A 19989-nucleotide genomic window follows, 5' to 3' on the forward strand; every position below is an offset into this window, starting at 1 on the left:
GTCGGGCGGTTCCGCGTCTGACGGCGGACGACCGGCCGTCCGGCCGGTGAACGACCCGCCAGGGGCCGGGAGCGCATGCGGCGCGCTCCCGGCCCCGCGCCGTACCCGGACACGGAGGTCCTGCCCCTGGACGCGCCCGGGCCGCCCTCCGAAAGGAGGACCTTGGTCCCGGAGGTTTCCTCAGGCGGGGCGGGATACGGCCGATGGAAGGGGAGTAACGCGGCCCACCGCCCGTCGACCGCTGACGACCCAAGGACGTACCTCGGTGATCCTTCTCACGCGCCTGAACGGCCCGGAGTTCGCGCTCAACCCCGACCTGATCGAGCGGGCCGACCAGACCCCCGACACGGTGATCACTCTCGTGGACGGGACCAAGTACATCATCGCCGAGTCCCTCAGCGAGTTCATGGCGCTGGTGCGCCGGTACCGCGCGGAACTGATCGCCGACGCGGAGATCATGGTCTCCTCGGGCACGCACCGTCCCCCCACCACGGGCGCCGCCGGTGCCGAGCAGCAGCGCGTCGTCCGTCTCCACCGGCAGGAGCGCTAAATGGATCCGGCAACCCTGGCGGGCATCGGCATCGCGGTCGTCTCCATCTTCGTGATGATGATCCTCGAGGGCTCCAACCCGATGTCGATCATGCTGATCGCCCCGATGATCCTCGTCTTCGGCGGCACCTTCGGCGTGGCGATGGCCGGCGGCGTCCTGCGCGACACCACCGGCATGTTCGGCCAGATCAAGCGGGCCTTCACCGCCAAGCCCGCGGCGAGCACCGAGCTGGTCGACTCGATCGTGAAGCTGTCGGAGCGCGCCCGCCGCGAGGGCCTGCTGGCCCTGGAGGACGCGGTCAAGGAGGTCGAGGACCCCTTCCTCCGCCGCGGCCTGGAGCTGGCCATCGACGGCACCGACCCCGAGGAGCTCCGGGAGATCCTGGAGGCCGAGGTCGACGCCAAGCGCCGGGAGGACAAGTCCGGCGTGAAGATCTTCACCGACATGGGCGGTTACGCCCCCACGATCGGCATCATCGGCACCGTCGTCAGCCTCGTGCACGTGCTGGAGAACCTCAGCGAGCCCGAGAAGCTCGGCCACATGATCGGCGCCGCGTTCGTCGCCACCCTGTGGGGCGTGGCCAGCGCCAACGTGATCTGGCTGCCCATCGGCAACCGCCTCAAGCGCCTCAGTGAGTTGGAGTGCGCGCAGATGGAGCTCACGATCGAGGGCATCGCGAACATCCAGGCGGGCACCAACCCGCGCCTGGTCTCGCAGAAGCTCAAGAGCCTGCTCCCGCCCGGCGAGCTCAGCAGCGAGAAGAAGGCCGCCTGATGAGCACCAAGGTGCACCGCCGCCGCAAGAAACACGGCGGTGACCACGACGAGGGCGGCCACGCCGACGAGCGCTGGCTGGTCACCTACGGCGACATGCTCACCGTGCTCATGGCGCTGTTCATCGTGCTGTTCGCGATGAGCCAGGTCGACCAGAACAAGTTCAACGCGCTCAAGTCGAGCCTGTCGATGGCCTTCGGCCAGCCCACGGTGACCTTCACCGCGCAGGGCACGGCGCTGGCCGGCGACGCCGGCGGCGCGGAGCCCGCCCCGCTGGACCTGTCGTCGGTGGTGGGCAAGGGCGAGGAGGCCTCCGGCGAGGCCGAGCAGCAGGCCCGCCAGGCCCTCGCCGCGATCGAGCGCGCCCAGGCCTCGGCCCGCGCCCGTGCCGCCGAGGAGGAGGTCGAGAAGTTCGAGCGGATCAAGAAGGAGATCCAGGAGGCGCTGCGCAAGAGCGGCGTCGCCGACGGCGTGAACTTCCGCATCGACGAGCGCGGCCTGGTCGTCACCGTCGTCACCAGTTCGGTCGTGTTCGACAACAACAGCGCCGAGCTGCTCCGCGACGGCCGGAAGATCGTCGACTCGATCGCGCCGGCGCTGCGCGGCGAGAAGAACGCCGTCGAGGTCGACGGGCACACCAACTGGCTGCCGGTGCGGTCGGGCCCGTACCCGTCGAACTGGGAGCTGTCGACCGCGCGCGCCTCCACGGTGGTGCGGCGGCTGGCGGCCAAGGGCATCCCGGAGAGCCGGCTGAACGCCGCCGGCTACGCCGACCAGCGCCCGCTGTACGCCGACACCGACCCCCGGTCGGTGACGCTGAACCGCCGGGTCGAGGTGGTCGTCCTGTCCGACCTCCCGGCCCAGACCAAGGCCCTGCTGCCGTCGGCGGCGGGCGAGGCGGGCGACGGCTGACCCTCCGGCCGGCGTCCGCCGGCCTTCCGACAACCGACGACAACCGACACACCCCGACCACAGGAGACGCAGACCATGGCCACCGCGAAGCTGCAGGCCGCGCCGAAAGCCGAGGAGGCGAAGGACGGCGGCAAGAAGCCGAAGAAGAAGCTGATCGTCATCGCCGGAGGCGCGCTGCTGCTGGTCGTCGCCGCGGCGGCGGCCTACTTCCTGCTGTTCTCCGGGGGCGGCGCGGAGGAGGAGCCCGCGCCGGAGCCCGGCGCGGTGGCCGCCCTCGACGCCGTCACGATCAACCTCGCCGACGGGCACTTCCTGAAGCTCGGGCTGGCGCTGCAGGCGACCGCCGAGGTCGCCGAGGCCCCCGACGGCAGCAAGGCCCTGGACCTGGCGATCGACCAGTTCAGCAACCGGCCGATGGACGAGCTGTCCTCGGGCAAGGCGCGCAACCTCGCCAAGCAGGAGCTGCTGAAGAAGATCGAGGAAGCCTACGAGGGCGAGATCATGGACATCTACTTCCGCGAGTTCGTGATGCAGTAGGCGTCCGCCGTACCGCCGCCCCCGGGATCCGGCGGCGCCGCCCGGCGGGTGGCGCCGCCGGGCGGGGACCGGCCGGGCGTGCCCGCGGGGCGGGCCGGCCGTGGAGGAAGACCTGCGGGTGCCCCACCGGGTGCCCGCCGTACCCCGGCGAGGGACCGCCGGACCCGCCTCGGGGCGGGGGGAGAGCACGGAAGCAAGGTGAGCGCAGGGCCGCCGGAGGGCGGCCGCAGGCACGGATAGCGGCGGGGAGCGCGCAGGCGCGGATCCCGCGGGGACGGGGCCTCCGTAACGGGGTGAACCCGATTTCCGGCATTTCCTCATACGGGTCGGGGGGCGGCCGATGGGGATTCTGTGAGTCAGTCGCAGCCTTCGGCATCAACGCCCCGTCTGCTCGGCCGGATGTCCCGCCGGACGAAGGCATCCGAGCCGCAGCCCTACGACTTCCGGCGTCCCATCAAGCTCTCCCGTGAGCACGTCCGCACGCTCCAGCTCGCCTACGAGACGTTCGCCCGGCAGTTCACCACGCTGCTCACCACGAGCCTGCGCGTCGTGTCGCAGGTCTCGCTCGTCTCGATCCAGCAGCTCACCTACGACGAGTACATCTCGGCGCTGTCCAACCCGACGATCGTCGCCACGGTCGACCTGGAGCCGCTGCCCGGCACCGCGATCATGGAGTTCTCGCTGTCCACCGCGATGGCCAGCATCGACCACATGCTGGGCGGCCCCGGCGGCCCGCAGCCCGAGCGCCCGCTGACCGACATGGAGACCCCGCTCCTGCGCGACCTGCTCAGCCGGGTCCTGGAGGAGATGCACTACGCGTTCGAGTCGATCACGGAGATCCGCCCCCAGCTGGGCGTCATCGACTACAACCCGCAGTTCGTGCAGGCGGCCGCGCCCGCCGACGCCGTCATCGTCGCCTCGTTCGACATGCGGGTCGGCAGCGAGGAGTGCCTGGCCACCGTCTGCATGCCGTTCGCCTCGATCTTCCCCAAGCTGCAGGGCAACGACAACGACGTCACGCTCAGCTCGGGCCAGCGCGCCGCCCGCGAGGAGGCCCACCGCAACATGGCCGCCGCGCTCGGCGCCACGCCCATCGAGGTGGCGGTCCGCTTCAACCCGATCAAGCTCCACCCCGATCAGATCGTCACCCTGCAGCCGGGTGACGTCGTGCCGCTCGGCCACCCCGTGACGGCGCCGCTCGCGGTGACGTCCGCGGACATCACCTTCGCCCACGCAGTGCCCGGCAGCCAGGGCCCGCGCCTGGCCTGCCTCGTCGTGCCCACGCCGCAGAACGAAACGGAAGCCCACTGATGACCACCACGATCACCGTCGCCCCCCGCGTGGAAATCGCCCTGTCGGCGGCCGAGGCCGCGCTGGCCCTGCTGCCGGCCGGTGACGTCCTCGAGGTCGGCGTGCCCGTCTTCTCCGTCCCGCAGGACCTGCCCGCGGGCCAGGCCGTGTGCGCCCGCTTCTCGGGCACCACCCAGGGCGAGGTCGCCGTCGTCGTCGGCCAGGACCTGGTCGACGCCCTGCGCAACAGCCCGCTCGGCGAGCTGGACCTGACCAAGGCCGTGCAGCCCGCCCTGGAGGCGGCCGCCCGCAAGCTCGGCCCCGTCGTGCTGGAGCCGGCCCAGGCCGCCGAGCCGGAGGTCGGCCTCGGCGCGCTCGCCACCCGCGGCGAGGCGGTCTTCGTGCCGCTGCTGGAGGAGGGCGTCGTGCGGGTGGTGCTGGCGATGGTGGCGGCCCCGTGGCCGGCCCCCGCCTCCGCCCGGCCCGCGGCCAACCCCAAGGCCCGCTTCGACCTGCTGCACGACGTGGAGATGGACGTCACCGCCGAGCTCGGCCGGACCCGGATGACGGTGCGCGAGCTGCTGTCGCTGGCGCCGGGCGCGGTGGTGGAGCTGGACCGCGCCGCGGGCAGCTCCGCCGACCTGCTGGTCAACGGCCGCCTGATCGCCCGCGGCGAGGTCGTGGTGATCGACGAGAACTTCGGCATCCGGGTCACCGAGATCCTCCCGCCCACCGGGGACCGGCAGTAACCGCGCCGCCCGTCCGCCGTCCGCGACCGTCCCGACGTAGGAGCAGCACTCCGCAATGATCGAGACCGTTCTGAGGATCACCTTCTCCCTCCTGGTCGTCCTGCTCCTGGTGTGGGGGCTGTCGAAGATGGCGCGCAAGCCGCTGTCGGGGCGGGGCGCCGGGGTGCTCAGCGTGCTGGCCCGCCAGCAGCTGTCGCGCAACTCCTCCGTCGCGGTCGTCCGGGTCACCGACCGGGCCCTGGTGCTCGGCGTGACCGACGGCCAGGTCACCCTCCTGGCGGAGGCGGACCTGGCGGCGGTGGAGCGCTACGGCGAGCAGGCCGAGGAGCGTGTCCCCGTCTCCCTGCCGGTCGCCCTCCCGTCAGCCGACTCCTCTCCGGTTGACGGCGGGGCGGCCGGGCAGGGCCCCCGCCCGGGGATCGGCTCGCTGCCCCGCTCGCTGGCCGCCCTGCGGCCCGGCGCGAGGCCCGCTGTGAAGGCGGGCGTGAAGGCCGGCGCGGACGGCGGCGGCCCGGCCGCCCCCGGCACCCTGGCCGGGTCGGCGCTGTCGCCCCAGACCTGGAAGACCGCCCTGGAACTCCTGCGCGAACGGACGGCTCGCAACTCATGAAGCGCATCCTCAGCCTGGCCGTGACCGGCCTGGCCGTGGCCGGCACGCTCGTGCTCGGCGCGTCGGCGGCCTCGGCGGCCACCGGGCCGGCGCGGCCCGCCACCGCCCCGGTCTCCGCCACCGCGGTCGCCGGCGAGGTCTCCGCGGTCCCGGCCGGTACGGCCTCCGCCGCGCGGGCGCTCGCGCTCGCCCCGCTGGCCGCGCCCACGCCCGGCCCGTCCGGTCCCGAGGGCCCGACCGGTCCCGGTGAGGACTCGGTCACGGTGGACATCAACGGGGTGGGCGGCAAGCCCAGCCAGTCGGTCGTCCTGCTGCTGGGGCTGACGGTGCTGTCGGTGGCGCCGGCGATCCTGCTGCTCTGCACCAGCTTCACCAAGATCTTCGTGGTGCTGAGCATCACCCGCAACGCCCTGGGCCTGTCGAACGTCCCGCCGAACCAGGTCCTGGCCGGCCTGGCGATCTTCATCAGCCTGTTCATCATGGGCCCGGTCGCCTCGGACGTGAACGACAAGGCGGTCCAGCCCTACCTCAAGGGTGAGAAGAGCGTCTCGCAGGCCGTCGAGGCCGCGACCCCGCCGATCCGGGAGTTCCTGACCGAGCACACCCGCAAGGACGACCTGGCGCTCTTCACCAAGATCGCCGACCAGCCGAAGCCGGCCAACGCCGACGCGGTGCCGATGACCACGCTCATCCCGGCGTTCGTGCTGTCGGAGCTGCGGGCCGCGTTCATCATCGGCTTCGTCATCTACGTGCCGTTCCTCATCATCGATCTGGTCATCTCGGCGGCCCTGATGTCGATGGGCATGATGATGCTCCCACCGGTCACGGTGGCGATGCCCTTCAAGCTCCTGCTCTTCGTGCTCGTCAACGGCTGGGGACTCATCGTGACGTCCCTGGTCGGCAGTTACCAGTAGCCGTCCGCGTAGACAAGGGATCCGACGACCGTGACCGACACCCAGGTCCTGCACATCGGCACGCAGGCCATGACGCTGGCCGTCAAGCTGGGCGCCCCCATCTTGGTGACCGCGCTGCTCATCGGCTTCCTGATCTCGCTGTTCCAGTCGGTGACGCAGATCCAGGAGGTCACGCTCTCCTTCGTGCCCAAGGCGGCCGGGGTGGCGGTGGCGCTGATCTTCAGCGGCAACTGGATGCTGCACGAGACCGTGGCCTTCACCACCCAGCTGTTCGACCAGGTCCCGCAGCTCATCCACGGCGGCTGAGCCGATGGAGGGGTTGCTGTCGCAGGACATGCTGATGGCGCTGCTGCTGGCCTCGGTCCGCTCGGCGGCCTGGCTGCTGGTCAGCCCGCCGTTCAGCAACCGGGCGATCCCCGGTGCGGTCAAGGCGCTGCTGGCGCTGGCGATCGCGCTGCCGCTGGCCCCCCGGCTGGCCGGGGACCTGCCCGAGCTCTCCGGCGCCGGCGTGCTGGTCGCCTCCGTCGAGCAGGTCGTCGCGGGTGTCGCCTTCGGGTTCCTCACCGCGCTGGTGTTCGCCGCCGTGCAGGCCGCGGGCGACCTCATCGACATCTTCGGCGGTTTCTCCCTGGCCACCGCCTTCGACCCCGCGACGGGCTCCGCCAACTCGGTGTTCGGCAAGTTCTACGGGCTGCTCTGCACCACCCTGCTGCTGGTCAGCGGCGGCTACCAGTTCGTGCTGCTGGGCTTCACCCAGACGTACCGGCTGCTCCCGCTGGACGGCACCCTGTCCCTGGAGACCCTCAGCAACCTGGTCACCGACGGCCTGACCGAGATGTTCGTCTCGGCGCTGCAGGTCGCCGGGCCGCTCATCGCGGTGCTGTTCGTCGCCGACGCCGCGCTCGGCCTGCTCAGCAAGGCGGCCCCGGCGATGAACATCTTCGCGATCGGCTTCCCGGTCAAGATCTTCCTCACCATGGCCCTGGCCGGCATCGCCATCTCGGTGCTGCCCGGTGTGATCGACGGGCTGACCGACCGCGCGGTGCGCATGATGACGGGACTGGCGAACGGATGAGCGGCGGCGGCGAGAAGACCGAGCAGCCCACAGCGAAGAAGAAGAAGGACGCGCAGAAGGAAGGGCAGATCGCCCGGACGCCGGACTTCGGGTCGTGGGCGTCGATGCTGGCGGCGGGCCTGCTCCTGCCGATGGTGCTGGAGAACGCGGTCGGGGCCGCGGAGGACATGATGCTCCGCGTGGGCGAGGTCGTCGAGAACCCCGACCCGGCCGTGGGCCTGAGGATCCTCATCGCCGGCCTCGGCGACGCCCTGCTGGCGATCGCGCCGATCGCGGCGGCCACCATCGTCGTGACGCTCGCCGCCGCGGCGTTCCAGGGCGGTCTGAAGCCGGCCAGCAAGCTGTTCAAGCCGCAGCTCAAGCGGCTCAACCCGCTGCAGGGCATCAAGCGCATGTTCGGCGGCCAGGCGCTGTGGGAGAGCGCCAAGGCGCTGCTGAAGACCGCGGTGCTGACCGGCATCGCCTACATGTCCGTGCGCGACCTGATCCCGGTCCTGATGGCCTCCGGTTCCCTGCCGCTGGGCGTGCTGCTGTCGAGCACCGGCGACGCCATCATGTCGCTGCTGCGCTGGGCGGGCGCCGCCGGCCTGGCGCTGGCCGCCGCCGACTACGCGATGGCGCGCCGCCGCATCGGCAAGCAGCTGAAGATGACCAAGCAGGAGGTCAAGGAGGAGCACAAGCGCTCCGAGGGCGACCCGCACGTCAAGGGGCAGATCCGCGCCCGCCAGCAGGCGATGGCCCGCAACCGCATGATGGCCGACGTGCCCACCGCCGACGTGGTCCTGGTCAACCCGACCCACGTCGCGGTGGCGCTGCGCTACGACCCGGCCAAGGGCGCGCCCCGCGTGGTCGCCAAGGGCGCCGGCGCCGTCGCGGCGAAGATCCGCGAGATCGCCGCCGAGAACCGCGTGCCGATGGTGCAGGACGTCCCGCTGGCCCGTGCGCTGCACAAGGCCTGCGACATCGGCCAGGAGATCCCGGCCGAGATGTACGGCGCGGTCGCCAAGGTGCTGGCCTTCGTGATGACGCTCAAGGCCAGGGGCTCCGCGGCCGGCGTGCACCGCCTGGCCGCCTGACGCCCGCCGGGGCCTTCTCGCGCACTCGGCGGGGACTCGCCGAGCCGAGGAGGGAGCGTGGTCCACGCCCTGGGGTCGCGGCCGGCCGGGGAGGGCGGGCGCCGGGGAGGATCACTCCATGGCGGATGTGACCTTCTTCGATCTGGACGGCGCTCTGGTCGACCATCGAAGCGCGGTCCGGGAAGCGATCGGCCGGATCGTCCGGGCCGCGCCGAACGCGACGGCTTCACCGGAGGAGCCGGCGGCGCTGTGGTGGACGCTTCCGGCCCTGCCTGCAGGCCCTGGAGCGGCTTCCCCGACGGCCGCGTCCGGTCGTTCTCGCCAACGGGGACCCCGGGCAGCAGCGCGCCAGGCTCACCCGCTTCGGCCTCCTGGGGTACTTCGACGCCGTCCTGACCCCGACCGAGCTCGGGGTGGCCAAGCCCGCCGCCTACGCCGCGGCCTGCCGGTGGATGCGGGCGGATCCCGCGCAGGCGGTCAACGTGGGCGGCATGCTGGAAAGCGACGTGGACGCGGCCGCCCTCGCCGGGCTCACCGGCATCTGGCTGGACCGCGGCGTCGACTTCGTCACCGGTGAGCCGTCGCCGACGGCGGACGAGACGGTGCTGCGCATCGAACGCCTCACCGGCCTCCCCGGCCGCCTGCCATGCACGGACGCCTGACCGGCTCATGGACCTCGGCGTGTTCGGGGGCCGCGGGCGGCCCTGCGGTGGTGCCTCCGGCCGGGCCGCGGCGGGCCTGCCCGGCCGCGTCTCCACGCTCCGAGTGATCACCATCTGTCACTCTGCGTGTTCATCACGCTACGTGATATTTTTTGAGCCCGGTTTGCGATTTTGGTGACGCAGAGTTAGTGTGACCGGGAAGCCGCAGGTAGGGGCATATACCTGCGGCGTTCATCGGGTACGCGATGATCCGGGACGGCCTCAACGACGCCTGCGGGCGCACGTAGGAATTCGGCCGCCTAGCCGTTCCGGGGAGCCAATGGCGAGACCGAACCCGTCAGTCGTCTGACGCCTCCCTCCTCGCGGAGGCGTCCGGGTTCGTCCGCCGTGGAGTCTCGTATGCCCGCCCGCCCCGCGCCGCCCTCGCGCGCCCCGCGCCCCGCCTCCGCCCTCCGCGCGACCGCCGGAGGTGCCTGAGATGTACTCCGGCAGCGCCCTGGCGTTCACCGGGGCCGGGATGGGCGCGGTCTCCGCCGCCTGGACCGCCCTGCCCTCCGGCGAACAGGCCGCCGGGACCTCCGGCGCCGTCCTGCCGGCCGCCGTGGACGCGGCCCGCGCCCTGCTCATGGTCACCGGCGCGGGCTTCGGGATCTTCCTGCTGGTCATGACCGCCCTGCTGGCCGCCGGTGCCGTGCTGCGCGGCGCCGACGCCGTCCGCCGGCGCCGCGCGCTGCCGGCCGCCCGGCACGCCGCCGTCACCCCCGACGGCACCCGCGCCGGTGCGGAGGCGCTGCGATGACCGCGGCGAGCGTCCTGCTGTGGCTGAGCTCCGCGGTCATCGTGCTCGGGCTCGGCTACACCGGCGTGATGTTCCTGCTGTCGCGGGGTGTGCGCCGCCCCGCCGCGCCCGCCGCGCCGGCGCCGTTCTTCGTCTTCCTCATGGCCTGCCTGGACGAGGAGAAGGTGCTCGCCGCCAGCCTGCAGCGGCTGCGCGCCCTGCCCGGCGACCTCGCGGTGCTGGTCGTCGACGACGCCTCCTCCGACGCCACCCCCGACATCGTCCGGGCCGCCGCCGCCGAGGACGAGCGCATCTGGCTGCTGCGGCGCACCCTGCCGGAGGCCCGCCGCGGCAAGGGCGCCGCCCTCAACGCCGGCCTGGCCCACCTGCTCGGCTCCGGCCTGCTGGCCGGCCGCGACCCCGACCAGGTCGTCGTGTGCGTGCTCGACGCCGACGGGCGCCTGGACACCGACGCGCTCGCCGAGGTCACGCCGTACTTCGCCGACCCCGCCACGGGCGCGGTCCAGATCGGGGTGCGGATGTACAACCGGCACGCCGGCCTGCTGGCCCGGCTGCAGGACATGGAGTTCGTCGTCTACACCGACGTCTTCCAGAACGGCCGCCGCCACCTGGACAGCGTCGGCCTCGGCGGCAACGGCCAGTTCATGCGGCTGAGCGCGCTCACCGCGCTGGGCGCCGACCCGTGGAGCGACTGCCTGACGGAGGACCTCGACCTGGGCGTGCGCATGCTCGCCACCGGCCGGCGCAACCGCTTCTGCCCCACCACCGCCGTGCACCAGCAGGCGGTCCTGTCGCCCAGGCGGCTGGTGCGGCAGCGCTCGCGCTGGTTCCAGGGCCACCTGCAGGCCGGCAGGCTGCTGCCGCTCGTGGTGCGCCGCGCGCCGGCCAAGGCCGCGCCGGACCTGGTCTACCACCTGCTCAGCCCGTGGTTCCTGCTGCTGACCTCGCTGCTGCCGCCGGCGTTCCTCGCCTCCGGCCTGGCCCTGGTCCTGGCCTCGGTCCGGGCGGGTGGGAGCGTGGTCTCCCCGGCCGTGTTCGCCGTCTGGTACGCGCTGTCGTTCGGCGTCGGCCTGGTCTACGGCTACGTCTACTGGCGGCGCGACCGCGAGCTCGGCCTGCTCCGCTGCCTGCTGCTGGGGCACGCGTTCGTGCTCTACGGCTACCAGTGGTTCGCCGCGGGCTGGTGGGCGGTGGGACGCGCCGCCTCCGGCCGCCAGACCTGGCTCAAGACCGCCCGCACCTGACCGGCCTCCGGCCGCCCCGCCCGGCCCGGACCCCTGATCCGCCTCTCACGGCCCGGATCCCCGGCCCGCCCCGGCCGCTCCGCGCGGCCCGGATCCCCGACCCGACCGCCGCTCCGTACCGGGATGGACATGACCGCACCGTCACGATCGTCACGCATCTTCCTCCGCGCCCACGCGGTGGTCCCGCTGCTGCTGGCGGCGCTGTCCGCCGCGCTGCTGGTGCTCGCCGGCCCGATCGGGCAGCCGGTGGCCGTCGCCCAGGAGAGCGGCCCGGCCGGGGGCCGCACCGGCGGGCCGGCCGGCACCGGCCGCTCCACGCTCGTGCTGTACGACACCACCGGCGAGTGGGCGCACACCGCGGAGCTGTACGCGACCCAGGCCGCCAACCTCGCCGGCCACTTCGGCTCCTACACCGCGCTGCCGGTCGGGGAGTACACCGCCGGGACGATGGACGGCTTCACCGCGGTCGTCTACGTCGGCTCCACCTACGACGAGCCGCTGCCCGAGGCGTTCCTGGCCGACGTGCGCTCCGCCGAGCGGCCGGTGGTCTGGCTCGGGCACAACATCTGGCGGCTGGCCGCCTCCAGCCCCACCTTCGCCGCCGACTACGGCTGGATGCCGTACCGCTACGACGAGGGCGAGATCGGCACGGTCGTCTACAAGGGCCGCACCCTCACCCGGGACGCATCCAACCCCTCCGGGGTGATGGCCTACTCCGTGCTCGACGAGGGCAGGGCCGAGGTGCCGGCCACCGCCGTGCGGGCCGACGGCACCCGCCTGCCCTGGGCGGTGCGCTCGCGCAACCTCACCTACGTCGGCGAGATGCCCTTCGCCTACACCACGGCCACCGACCGCTACCTGGCCTTCTGCGACCTGCTGTTCGACGCGCTCGCCCCGGAGACGGCCGAGCGGCACCGGGCCCTGGTCCGCCTGGAGGACATCGGCCCCGCCGCCGACCCCGGGGACCTGATGGCGATCGCCACCGAGCTGAAGAAGCGCGGGATCCCCTACTCCTTCGGCGTCTACCCGGTGCACAAGGAGCCGGAGAACGGCGTGGAGATCCGCCTGCGGGACCGGCCGGAGGTCGTGGCGGCGATCGAGTACATGCTCGCGGGCGGCGGCACGATGATCATGCATGGCTACACCCACCAGTACACCGACGCCCCCAACCCCTACAACGGCGCCAGCGGCGACGACTTCGAGTTCTACGCCACGCACGTCGACGACGACGACTACGTCGTCTACGACGGTCCCGTCGCCGGGGACTCCTTCGCCTGGGCGCAGGGCCGGCTCGACGCCGCGGCGCGGGAGTTCCGCGCGGCCGGCCTGCCGGTGCCGACGATCTTCGAGTTCCCGCACTACGCCGGGTCCGCCGAGGACTACCGCGCGGTCCGCTCGCGCTTCGCCGTCCGCTACGAGCGCGGCATGTACTTCGCGGGCACCCTGTCCGGCACGGCCGTGCGGTACGAGCACGCGGCCGGGCAGTTCTTCCCGTACACCGTCACCGACGTCTACGGCTCCAAGGTGGTCCCGGAGAACATCGGCAACCTGATCCCCAAGGGCTACAACAACCACCCGTCGGTGCTCCCGGGCGACCTGGCCGAGGCGGCCGAGGCCAACCTGGTGGTCCGCGACGGCGTGGCCAGCTTCTTCTACCACCCGTACCTGGGCACCGGGCGGCTCATCGAGATCATCGACGGCATCGAGAAGCTCGGCTACACCTTCGTGCCGGCCTCCGCGATGTAGCGCGGGTGCGGGCCGCGCTCCGCACCCCGCGTCGCGCTCCGTGAAGGATCCGCTGATCGACTTGCTCCTTTGGTGACGGAAAGTTACCCTGGGGGAGAAATCGCAGGTAGGGGCATATACCGTGCGATCCATAGGGTGAGTGATGATCCGGGACGACCTCAACGGCGCCGCACGGCGCACGTAGGAATTCGGCCGCCTAGCCGTTCCGGGGAGCAAGTGGCGAGACCGGACCCGCAGACCAGTCACGCGGTGCCGGCGCAGGCACCGCTCACTTCCGTCGTGGGGGTCCTCCCGTATGCCCGTCCCGTCCCGCCGCAGGGCCGCCCTGTCCTCCCTGCCGGTGCTCCTGTCGGCCGTCCTCCTGCTGGTCACCGGTCTCGGCCCGCAGGCGGCCGCCGCGGCCCCGCCCGCCGCCTCCGCCGCGGCACGGCCCTCGACGGCCGCCGCGGCCGGGGGGTTCACCGGCGGGCAGGCCGGCACCGGCCGCTCCACGCTCGTGCTGTACGACACCACCGGCCCGTGGGGCTGGCTGGGCGAGCTGTACGGCGCCCAGGCCGCCAACCTCACCGGTCACTTCGGCTCCTACACCGCGCTGCCGGTCGGGGAGTACACCGCCGGCAGGATGGACGGCTTCACCGCGGTCGTCTACGTCGGCTCCACCTACGACGAGCCGCTGCCCGAGGCGTTCCTGGCCGACGTGCGCTCCGCCGAGCGCCCGGTGGTCTGGATGAACCACAACATCTGGCAGCTCACCGCCTCCACCCCCGCCTTCGCCGCCGACTACGGCTGGATGTGGCGGCAGTTCGACTTCAGCGCCGTCGGCACGGTCGTCTACAAGGACCGCAAGGTCACCCGCGACACCCGCAACGCCTCCGGCGTGATGGACTACTCCGCCGTCGACCGGAGCAAGGCCGAGGTGCTGGCCACCGCGGTGCGCGACGACGGCACGACGTTCCCGTGGGCGCTGCGCTCGCGCAACCTCACCTACATCGGCGAGATCCCCTTCGCCTACACCACGGCGACCGACCGCTACCTGGCCTTCTCCGACCTGCTGTTCGACGTGCTCGCCCCGGGCACCGAGGAACGGCACCGGGCCCTGGTCCGCCTGGAGGACATCGGCCCCAACGCCGACCCCGCCGAGCTGCTGAAGATCGCCCGGGAGCTGAAGAAGCGCAGGATCCCCTACTCCTTCGGCGTCTACACCGTCTACAAGGAGCCGGGCACGACCGTCACGCTCCGGCAGCGGCCCCTGGTGGTCGCGGCGATCAAGTACATGCTCGCCAACGGCGGCACGATGATCGCCCACGGCTACACCCACCAGTACACCGACGCCCCCAACCCCTACAACGGCACCAGCGGCGACGACTTCGAGTTCTACACCGCCCACGTCGACGAGCAGAACTACGTCCGCTACGACGGCCCCGTGGCCGAGGACTCCCCGGCCTGGGCCGCGGACCGGATCGGCAGGATGAAGACGGAGTTCCGGCGGGCCGGCCTGCCGGTGCCGAGGTACTTCGAGTTCCCGCACTACGCCGGCTCGGCCGTCGACTACGAGGCCGTGCGCCGGGCCGGGTTCGCCGCCCGCTACGAGCGCAGCCTCTACTTCGCCGGCACCCTGTCCGGCACGGCCGTGCGGTACGAGCACATGGCCGGGCAGTTCTTCCCGTACACCGTCACCGACGTCTACGGCTCCAAGGTGGTCCCGGAGAACATCGGCAACCTGATCCCCAAGGGCTACAACAACCACCCGTCGGTGCTCCCGGGCGACCTGGCCGAGGCGGCCGAGGCCAACCTGGTGGTCCGCGACGGCGTGGCCAGCTTCTTCTACCACCCGTACCTGGGCACGAAGTGGCTGCTGGAGACGGTCGACGGCATCAAGAGGCTCGGCTACACCTTCGTGCCGGCCTCCGCGCTGTAGGCGGGCCCGGGCCGATCCGGCCCGCAGGGGCACGCGCCCCGCGGCGGCACGGGCCGGGACGGCGTGCGGGCACACGCGCCGGCCCGTGTCCCGGCGGCCCTTCCTGATGGATCCCACCGCGCCCGTGCCCGGCACCCCCATGGAGGACCTGCTCCGCGACCCGCGGGCCGACGAGGTGCTGCGCGCCTGCGCGCCGGGCCTGTCCCCCCGGGAGAACAGGGCGCGCATCGCCGAGATCGCCGCCGCCGAGGGGCTCGGCCCCCGCTGGGGCGCCGCCTGGCGGGCCGGCAGCCGCGACGCGCACCGCCTGGCGGCCCTCGCCTACGAGCGCGGCGGCTCCGCCCTGCAGGACGCGGTGGTCGAAGGCGTCCTGCGCGCCTACTTCATCGACGCCCTCGACATCAGCGACCCTCGGGTGCTGGAGCGCGCCGCGGACGGGGCCGGGTTCCCCGGCGCCGCCGAGGCGCTGGCCGGCGGCGCCGAGGAGGTCGAGCGGTTCCGGCACGCCGAGTCGCTGCTGGACCGGCGCGACCCGCTGGGCGCCCTCACCCTGCTCCGCCCCCTGCTGGACGAGCACGGCGAGGACCGCGGCATCCGCCTGCTCGCCGCCCGCGCCTACTACGCCTCCGCGCAGCTCGGCCGGGCCGCCGCCGCGCTGGAGCCCCTGGTCGCCGAGGCGCCCGACGACTCGTACGCCCGCCACCTGCTCGGACGCACGTTGCAGAGACAGGGCAAGGCGGAGGCGGCGGCCCCCCACCTGGCCATCGCCGCCGCGATGAGCCCCGAGTACGCGGGATGAGCCGGGGCGCGCGCTCCGGCCCGCCGGGTGAGCCGCCGCGTCCCCGCCCTCACGGTCCTTCCGGACCGGCGAGGGCGGCGTCGAGGGCGGCGAGATGGGCGGAGACGGGGCCGGCGGGGAGCAGGGCGCTGCCGGCCCCGTCCAGCTCCGCCGCCTCGGGGGCGAGCGCGGCGCGGGCGCGCGCCATGACCCGGCGGTCGCCGACGGCCACGGCCGCCCGCGCGGCCAGGCACCACAGGGCCTCCGCGAGCAGGCCGGGGGCCGGGTCGGGGACCGCGCGCAGCGCCGTCGCGGCCTCGGCGGCCCGGCCCCCGGCCAGCAGCACCAGGGGACGGGCCCAGGGCTCGTACGGTCCCCAGTCGGCGTCGGCGCCGGTGCCCCAGCCGGTGCCCCAGCCGGTGCCGCCGCGGGTGTCGCGGAGGGTGTCGCGGAGGGCGCTCCGGACGGCGGGACCGCTCCCCCGGCCGGCTCCCCCGCCGGTCCGGCCGGGCGGCGCGTGCCGCAGCCGCAGGCACAGCAGCGCCAGCGCCGGCAGACCGTGCTCCAGCCCGGGCATGCCGGCGCCGTCCAGGTGTGCGGCGGCCTCCCGGTAGGCCGCCTCCGCCTCGCCGTACGGCGCGCCCTGCGCCGCGTCCAGCCGCAGCGCCCGGTACCAGCGGGTGAACACGCCCAGCAGCGGCAGCTCGTGGCGCTCGGCCAGCCGGTCGGCGGCGGCCGCGTGCGCGTCGGCCCCCGCGAAGTCCGCCAGCGCGCTGCGGGCCTGCAACCGGACGAGGTGCCCGAGCGCCTCGAAGACGACCAGGCCGTGCCGGGCGGACAGGTCGACCAGCTCGGCGCCGACGGCGTCGCGGCGCGGGGCCAGGCCCGTGCGGTGGAAGCTCTGCATGAACACCCCGTTGAGCGCGAAGGCCAGCAGCGCGGGGTCGTCCAGGCGGCGGGCGATCCGCTCGGCCTCCCGGGCCGCCTCGGCGCCGCGCGCCGCGCGGGTGCCGCGCGACTCCACCGCGATCGTGGCCAGCAGCCGGGCCCGGACCGCCTCGGGCGTGCGGGACGGCAGGGCGGCCAGGGCGCGCTCGGCCGCCGCGACGATCCGCGCCGCCTGCGGAGGGTCGTCGAGACGGGTCCAGATCGCCGGGACGTCGTAGGCGCCGATCACGCGGGCGGTCAGCTCCGGATCGCCCAGCTCCTCGGCCGCCGCGACGGCCGCCACGCGGTGCCGCCGGGCGTCCTGGAGCCCGCCGCCCCCGGTCACCGCGAGGGTGCGCAGCAGGTCCACCGCCGACTCCAGCCGGGCCCGGGCACCGTACGGCACGGCGCGGTCGTAGGCGGCGGCGCTCTGCGCCCACACCCGGGCCGCGCTCTCGGCGGGCGCGGGCCCGGGGTCGAGGCCGGGCGCGTGGCGCAGGATGTCGGCCTCCAGGCGGCGCAGCACCGGGCCCGGGTCCACGCCCAACTGCTCGGCCAGGAGGGCGCGCGCCCGGCGCAGCACCGCGAGCGCGTCGCCCTGGCGGCCGGCCCGGTACAGCGCGAGCGCCAGCAGGCGCCAGGCGTCCTCGCGCCAGGGGTGCCCGGCCACGTGCGCGTCCAGGTCCGCCACCGCCTCGGCGGCCCGGCCCAGGGCCAAGCGGGCCCCGGCCAGCCGCTCGACGGCGTGCAGCCGCAGCTCGGCCAGGCGGGAGCGCTCCGCGCGGATCCACTCCTCGGCGGTGAACTCGGCGTAGGCGGGGCCCCGCCACCACCCCAGCGCCTCGGTCAGCCGGGCGAGCTCCCGCCCGGGCGGGAGCGCCGCGGCGTCGGCCACCGCCTGCTCGAAGCGCCAGGCGTCCACCGCGCCCGGTTCGGCGCGCAGCGCGTACCCCGGCCCCTCGGTGACCAGCAGCCGGGCCGGGGCGCGGGGCGGACGCTCCGGCTCCAGGGCGCGGCGCAGCGCCGCCACGAAGGTGCGGACCGCGCCCACCGCGCCCGGCGGCGGGTCCTCCCACAGGTCCTCGGCCAGGCGGGTGACCGGGACGACGCGGCGGCGGGCGACGAGCAGCCGGGCCAGCACCGCACGGTGCCGCGGCCCCTTCAGGACGATCGTGTCCCCGGCGCCGTCCCAGGCCGACACCGGCCCCAGCACCCCGAATGCGACTTCCACTCCCGCTCCGACCGTCCTTCCCCGGCGTTGCGACCGCCTCTGCCCGGGGCGCGCCGCCCCCCGGCAACGGTACGCGCTGATCGGATGCTCATCGGTGCCCGGCAGCCTAGGGGTGATCCGGGCACCGGGCCCGGACGCCCCCGCAGCCACGGAAGAGAGCACACCACCATGACGCCTGCCATCCCCGGCTTCGACCACCGGCGCGTCCCCGTCGCCGACGGCGTGCACCTGCACACGGCCGTCGCGGGCTCGGGCAGCCCGATCGTGCTGCTGCACGGCTTCCCGCAGACCCACCTGATGTGGCGGCACGTCGCCGCCGACCTCGCGGCCGACCACACCGTGATCTGCCCTGACCTGCGCGGCTACGGCGCCAGCGACAAGCCCGCCGACCCCGACGGCACCGCCTACGCCAAGCGCACCATGGCCGCCGACGTCGTCGCGCTCGCCCGCGAGCTGGGGCACGGGCGCTTCGCGCTGGCCGGGCACGACCGCGGCGCCCTGGTGGCCTTCCGCGCCGGGCTCGACCATCCGGACGCGGTCACCCACCTGGCCTGCCTCGACGTGCTGCCGACCCTGGACATGTGGGAGGTGATGCGCGGCACCGCCGCAGCGGTCGGCTTCCACCTGTATCTGATGGCCCAGCCCCCGGGCCTGCCCGAGCGGATGATCACCGCGGTCGCCGACGACTTCTTCGGCCATTTCCTGGACCTGTGGTGCGGTGACGCGGCGGCGATCCCCGCCGGCGTGCGCGCCGCCTACCTGGACGCCTGCCGGGCCGCGGTCCCCTCGATCGTCGCCGACTACCGGGCCTCCGCGGGGGTCGACGCCGTCCACGACCGCGCGGACCGGGAGGCCGGGAACCGGCTGCGCATGCCGGTCACCGTGCTCCAGCGGGACTGGGGCGCCGCGCTCGGCTACGACGCGGCGGCGCTGTGGCGCGCCTGGGCGCCGGACCTGCGGCACTCGACCGTCACCTGCGGCCACTTCATGGCCGAGGAGGCACCCGGCGTGGTCGCCGGGGCGCTGCGGGACCTGCTCGCCCGCTGAACCCGCCGGGCCGGAAGCGGCGGGCCGCTGCGGGACGAGAAGGAGGGACGGTACGGGCCCGTGCCCGGCATCCCCGGACGGATGCCAGGATCGGATCATGGACGCGGGGGAGTTGTACGGCAGGAAGCCCGAACAGGACGCGCTCGCCGGGCTGCTGGCGGGGGCCCGGGCGGGCACCAGCGCGTCGCTGGTGCTGCGCGGTGAGCCGGGCATCGGCAAGACGGCGTTGCTCGACCACGCCGCGGCGGAGGCCGGCGACCTGCGGCTGCTGCGCGGCACGGGGATCGAGTCCGAGGCGGAGCTGCCGTTCTCGGGGCTGCAGCTGCTGCTGCGCCCGGCGCTCGGGTCCCTCGCCGCGCTGCCCGGCCCGCAGCGCGAGGCCCTGGAGGCGGCCTTCGGGCTCGGGCCCGCGGCCGGCTCCGAGCCGATGCTGGTGGGGCTGGCGGTGCTCTCCCTGCTGGCGGAGCACGCGGAGGGCACGGGGCTGCTGTGCCTCGTCGACGACGCGCAGTGGCTCGACCGGGCCTCGCGCGACGCGCTGCTGTTCGCCGCCCGGCGCCTGCACGCCGAGGGCGTGGTCATGGTCTTCGCCGCCCGGGACGGCGAGGGGTCCTTCCCCGCCCCCGGCCTCGCGGAGCTGCGCCTGTCCGGGCTGGCTCCGGAGGCGGCCGCGGCCCTGCTCGACCGGCACCCGCTCGCGCCCGCCGTGCGCTACCGCCTGCTCGCCGAGGCCGGCGGCAACCCGCTGGCCCTGCTGGAGCTGCCGCTCGCCCTGGCCGCCGAGGGCGGCAGCGCGTTCGCGCCGGGGGCGCTGCCCCTCACCGGCCGTCTGCAACTGGCCTTCCACGGCCAGGTCAGCCGGATGCCGGAGGCCTGCCAGAGCCTGCTGCTGGTGGCGGCGGCCGACGGGACCGGTGAGCTGGCCGTGATCCTGCGCGCCGCCGCCGCGCTGGGGGCGGCCGCCGAGGACCTGTCCCCGGCCGAGCGGGCCGGCCTGGTGCTGCGCGGCGACGCCGACGGCACCACGATCCGTTTCCGCCATCCGCTGATCCGCGCCGCCGTCTACCAGCGGGCGCCGCTCGGGCAGCGCCTCGCCGTCCACCGCGCGCTCGGCGTGGATGCGGGTGGAGTCGAAGACCGGGACCGGGCTG

General features: G+C 74.2%; 20 protein-coding genes. 19 read left to right on the forward strand and 1 reads right to left on the reverse strand.

Annotation, left to right across the window (positions count from 1 at the left end):
• Nucleotides 1–265: 265 nt before the first annotated feature.
• The 17 genes from ABD823_RS22880 (at nt 266) to ABD823_RS22960 (ending at nt 15654) form a co-directional block, all read left to right on the forward strand.
• On the forward strand, nt 266–550 hold the full coding sequence (locus ABD823_RS22880; RefSeq protein ID WP_344862803.1) for a flagellar FlbD family protein: 285 nt from the start codon (nt 266–268) through the stop codon (nt 548–550).
• Nucleotides 551–1324 (forward strand): motility protein A, encoded by a 774-nt coding sequence (locus tag ABD823_RS22885; RefSeq protein ID WP_344862801.1) that lies wholly within the window; start codon nt 551–553, stop codon nt 1322–1324.
• Entirely contained in the window at nt 1324–2235 is a 912-nt protein-coding gene (locus tag ABD823_RS22890) for an OmpA/MotB family protein (RefSeq protein WP_344862799.1), read from the forward strand. Before ABD823_RS22885 ends, ABD823_RS22890 begins: the two co-directional genes overlap by 1 nt.
• 75 nt (nt 2236–2310) lie before the next feature.
• The gene (locus tag ABD823_RS22895; protein ID WP_344862797.1) at nt 2311–2772 is read left to right on the forward strand and encodes a flagellar basal body-associated FliL family protein; all 462 of its coding nucleotides are present in this window, start codon (nt 2311–2313) and stop codon (nt 2770–2772) included.
• 399 nt (nt 2773–3171) lie between these two features.
• On the forward strand, nt 3172–4083 hold the full coding sequence (locus tag ABD823_RS22900) for a flagellar motor switch protein FliM (RefSeq protein ID WP_344862795.1): 912 nt from the start codon (nt 3172–3174) through the stop codon (nt 4081–4083).
• Entirely contained in the window at nt 4083–4811 is a 729-nt protein-coding gene (gene fliN / locus ABD823_RS22905) for a flagellar motor switch protein FliN (protein WP_344862793.1), read from the forward strand. Before ABD823_RS22900 ends, fliN begins: the two co-directional genes overlap by 1 nt.
• Nucleotides 4812–4866: 55 nt before the next feature.
• On the forward strand, nt 4867–5421 hold the full coding sequence (gene fliO, locus ABD823_RS22910) for a flagellar biosynthetic protein FliO (protein WP_344862792.1): 555 nt from the start codon (nt 4867–4869) through the stop codon (nt 5419–5421).
• Nucleotides 5418–6335: a flagellar type III secretion system pore protein FliP gene (gene fliP / locus ABD823_RS22915; RefSeq protein WP_344862790.1), complete on the forward strand. Its 918-nt coding sequence runs from the start codon at nt 5418–5420 to the stop codon at nt 6333–6335. Before fliO ends, fliP begins: the two co-directional genes overlap by 4 nt.
• A gap of 30 nt (nt 6336–6365) precedes the next feature.
• Nucleotides 6366–6641: a flagellar biosynthesis protein FliQ gene (gene fliQ / locus ABD823_RS22920; protein ID WP_344862789.1), complete on the forward strand. Its 276-nt coding sequence runs from the start codon at nt 6366–6368 to the stop codon at nt 6639–6641.
• A gap of 4 nt (nt 6642–6645) precedes the next feature.
• Nucleotides 6646–7410, forward strand: coding sequence for a flagellar biosynthetic protein FliR (locus ABD823_RS22925; RefSeq protein ID WP_344862787.1), 765 nt, complete (start codon nt 6646–6648; stop codon nt 7408–7410).
• Nucleotides 7407–8486, forward strand: a complete 1080-nt coding sequence (locus ABD823_RS22930) for an EscU/YscU/HrcU family type III secretion system export apparatus switch protein (RefSeq protein WP_344862785.1) — start codon at nt 7407–7409, stop codon at nt 8484–8486. The genes ABD823_RS22925 and ABD823_RS22930 overlap by 4 nt, the downstream gene beginning before the upstream one ends.
• Before the next feature lie 281 nt (nt 8487–8767).
• The gene (locus ABD823_RS22935) at nt 8768–9148 is read left to right on the forward strand and encodes an HAD family hydrolase (protein WP_344862852.1); all 381 of its coding nucleotides are present in this window, start codon (nt 8768–8770) and stop codon (nt 9146–9148) included.
• Between the two features lie 478 nt (nt 9149–9626).
• Entirely contained in the window at nt 9627–9947 is a 321-nt protein-coding gene (locus tag ABD823_RS22940; RefSeq protein ID WP_344862783.1) for a hypothetical protein, read from the forward strand.
• Complete coding sequence (locus ABD823_RS22945; RefSeq protein ID WP_344862780.1) at nt 9944–11191, forward strand: glycosyltransferase family 2 protein; 1248 nt, start codon at nt 9944–9946, stop codon at nt 11189–11191. Before ABD823_RS22940 ends, ABD823_RS22945 begins: the two co-directional genes overlap by 4 nt.
• Nucleotides 11192–11320: 129 nt before the next feature.
• Nucleotides 11321–12937, forward strand: a complete 1617-nt coding sequence (locus ABD823_RS22950) for a DUF2334 domain-containing protein (protein ID WP_344862778.1) — start codon at nt 11321–11323, stop codon at nt 12935–12937.
• A 295-nt stretch (nt 12938–13232) separates the two neighbouring features.
• Nucleotides 13233–14855: a DUF2334 domain-containing protein gene (locus ABD823_RS22955; RefSeq protein WP_344862777.1), complete on the forward strand. Its 1623-nt coding sequence runs from the start codon at nt 13233–13235 to the stop codon at nt 14853–14855.
• Between the two features lie 124 nt (nt 14856–14979).
• Nucleotides 14980–15654 (forward strand): tetratricopeptide repeat protein, encoded by a 675-nt coding sequence (locus tag ABD823_RS22960; RefSeq protein WP_344862775.1) that lies wholly within the window; start codon nt 14980–14982, stop codon nt 15652–15654.
• A gap of 49 nt (nt 15655–15703) precedes the next feature.
• Here ABD823_RS22960 and ABD823_RS22965 read toward each other — a convergent pair whose 3' ends face one another.
• Nucleotides 15704–17791, reverse strand: a complete 2088-nt coding sequence (locus tag ABD823_RS22965; RefSeq protein ID WP_344862773.1) for an AfsR/SARP family transcriptional regulator — start codon at nt 17789–17791, stop codon at nt 15704–15706.
• A gap of 168 nt (nt 17792–17959) precedes the next feature.
• Between ABD823_RS22965 and ABD823_RS22970 the strand changes: the two genes are divergently transcribed.
• Nucleotides 17960–18838 (forward strand): alpha/beta fold hydrolase, encoded by an 879-nt coding sequence (locus ABD823_RS22970; protein ID WP_344862771.1) that lies wholly within the window; start codon nt 17960–17962, stop codon nt 18836–18838.
• 97 nt (nt 18839–18935) lie between these two features.
• The coding region (locus tag ABD823_RS22975; protein WP_344862769.1) for an AAA family ATPase at nt 18936–19989 on the forward strand (1054 nt) is incomplete at its 3' end.

Source organism: Planomonospora alba, assembly GCF_039534085.1.
GTDB lineage: Bacteria > Actinomycetota > Actinomycetes > Streptosporangiales > Streptosporangiaceae > Planomonospora_B > Planomonospora_B alba.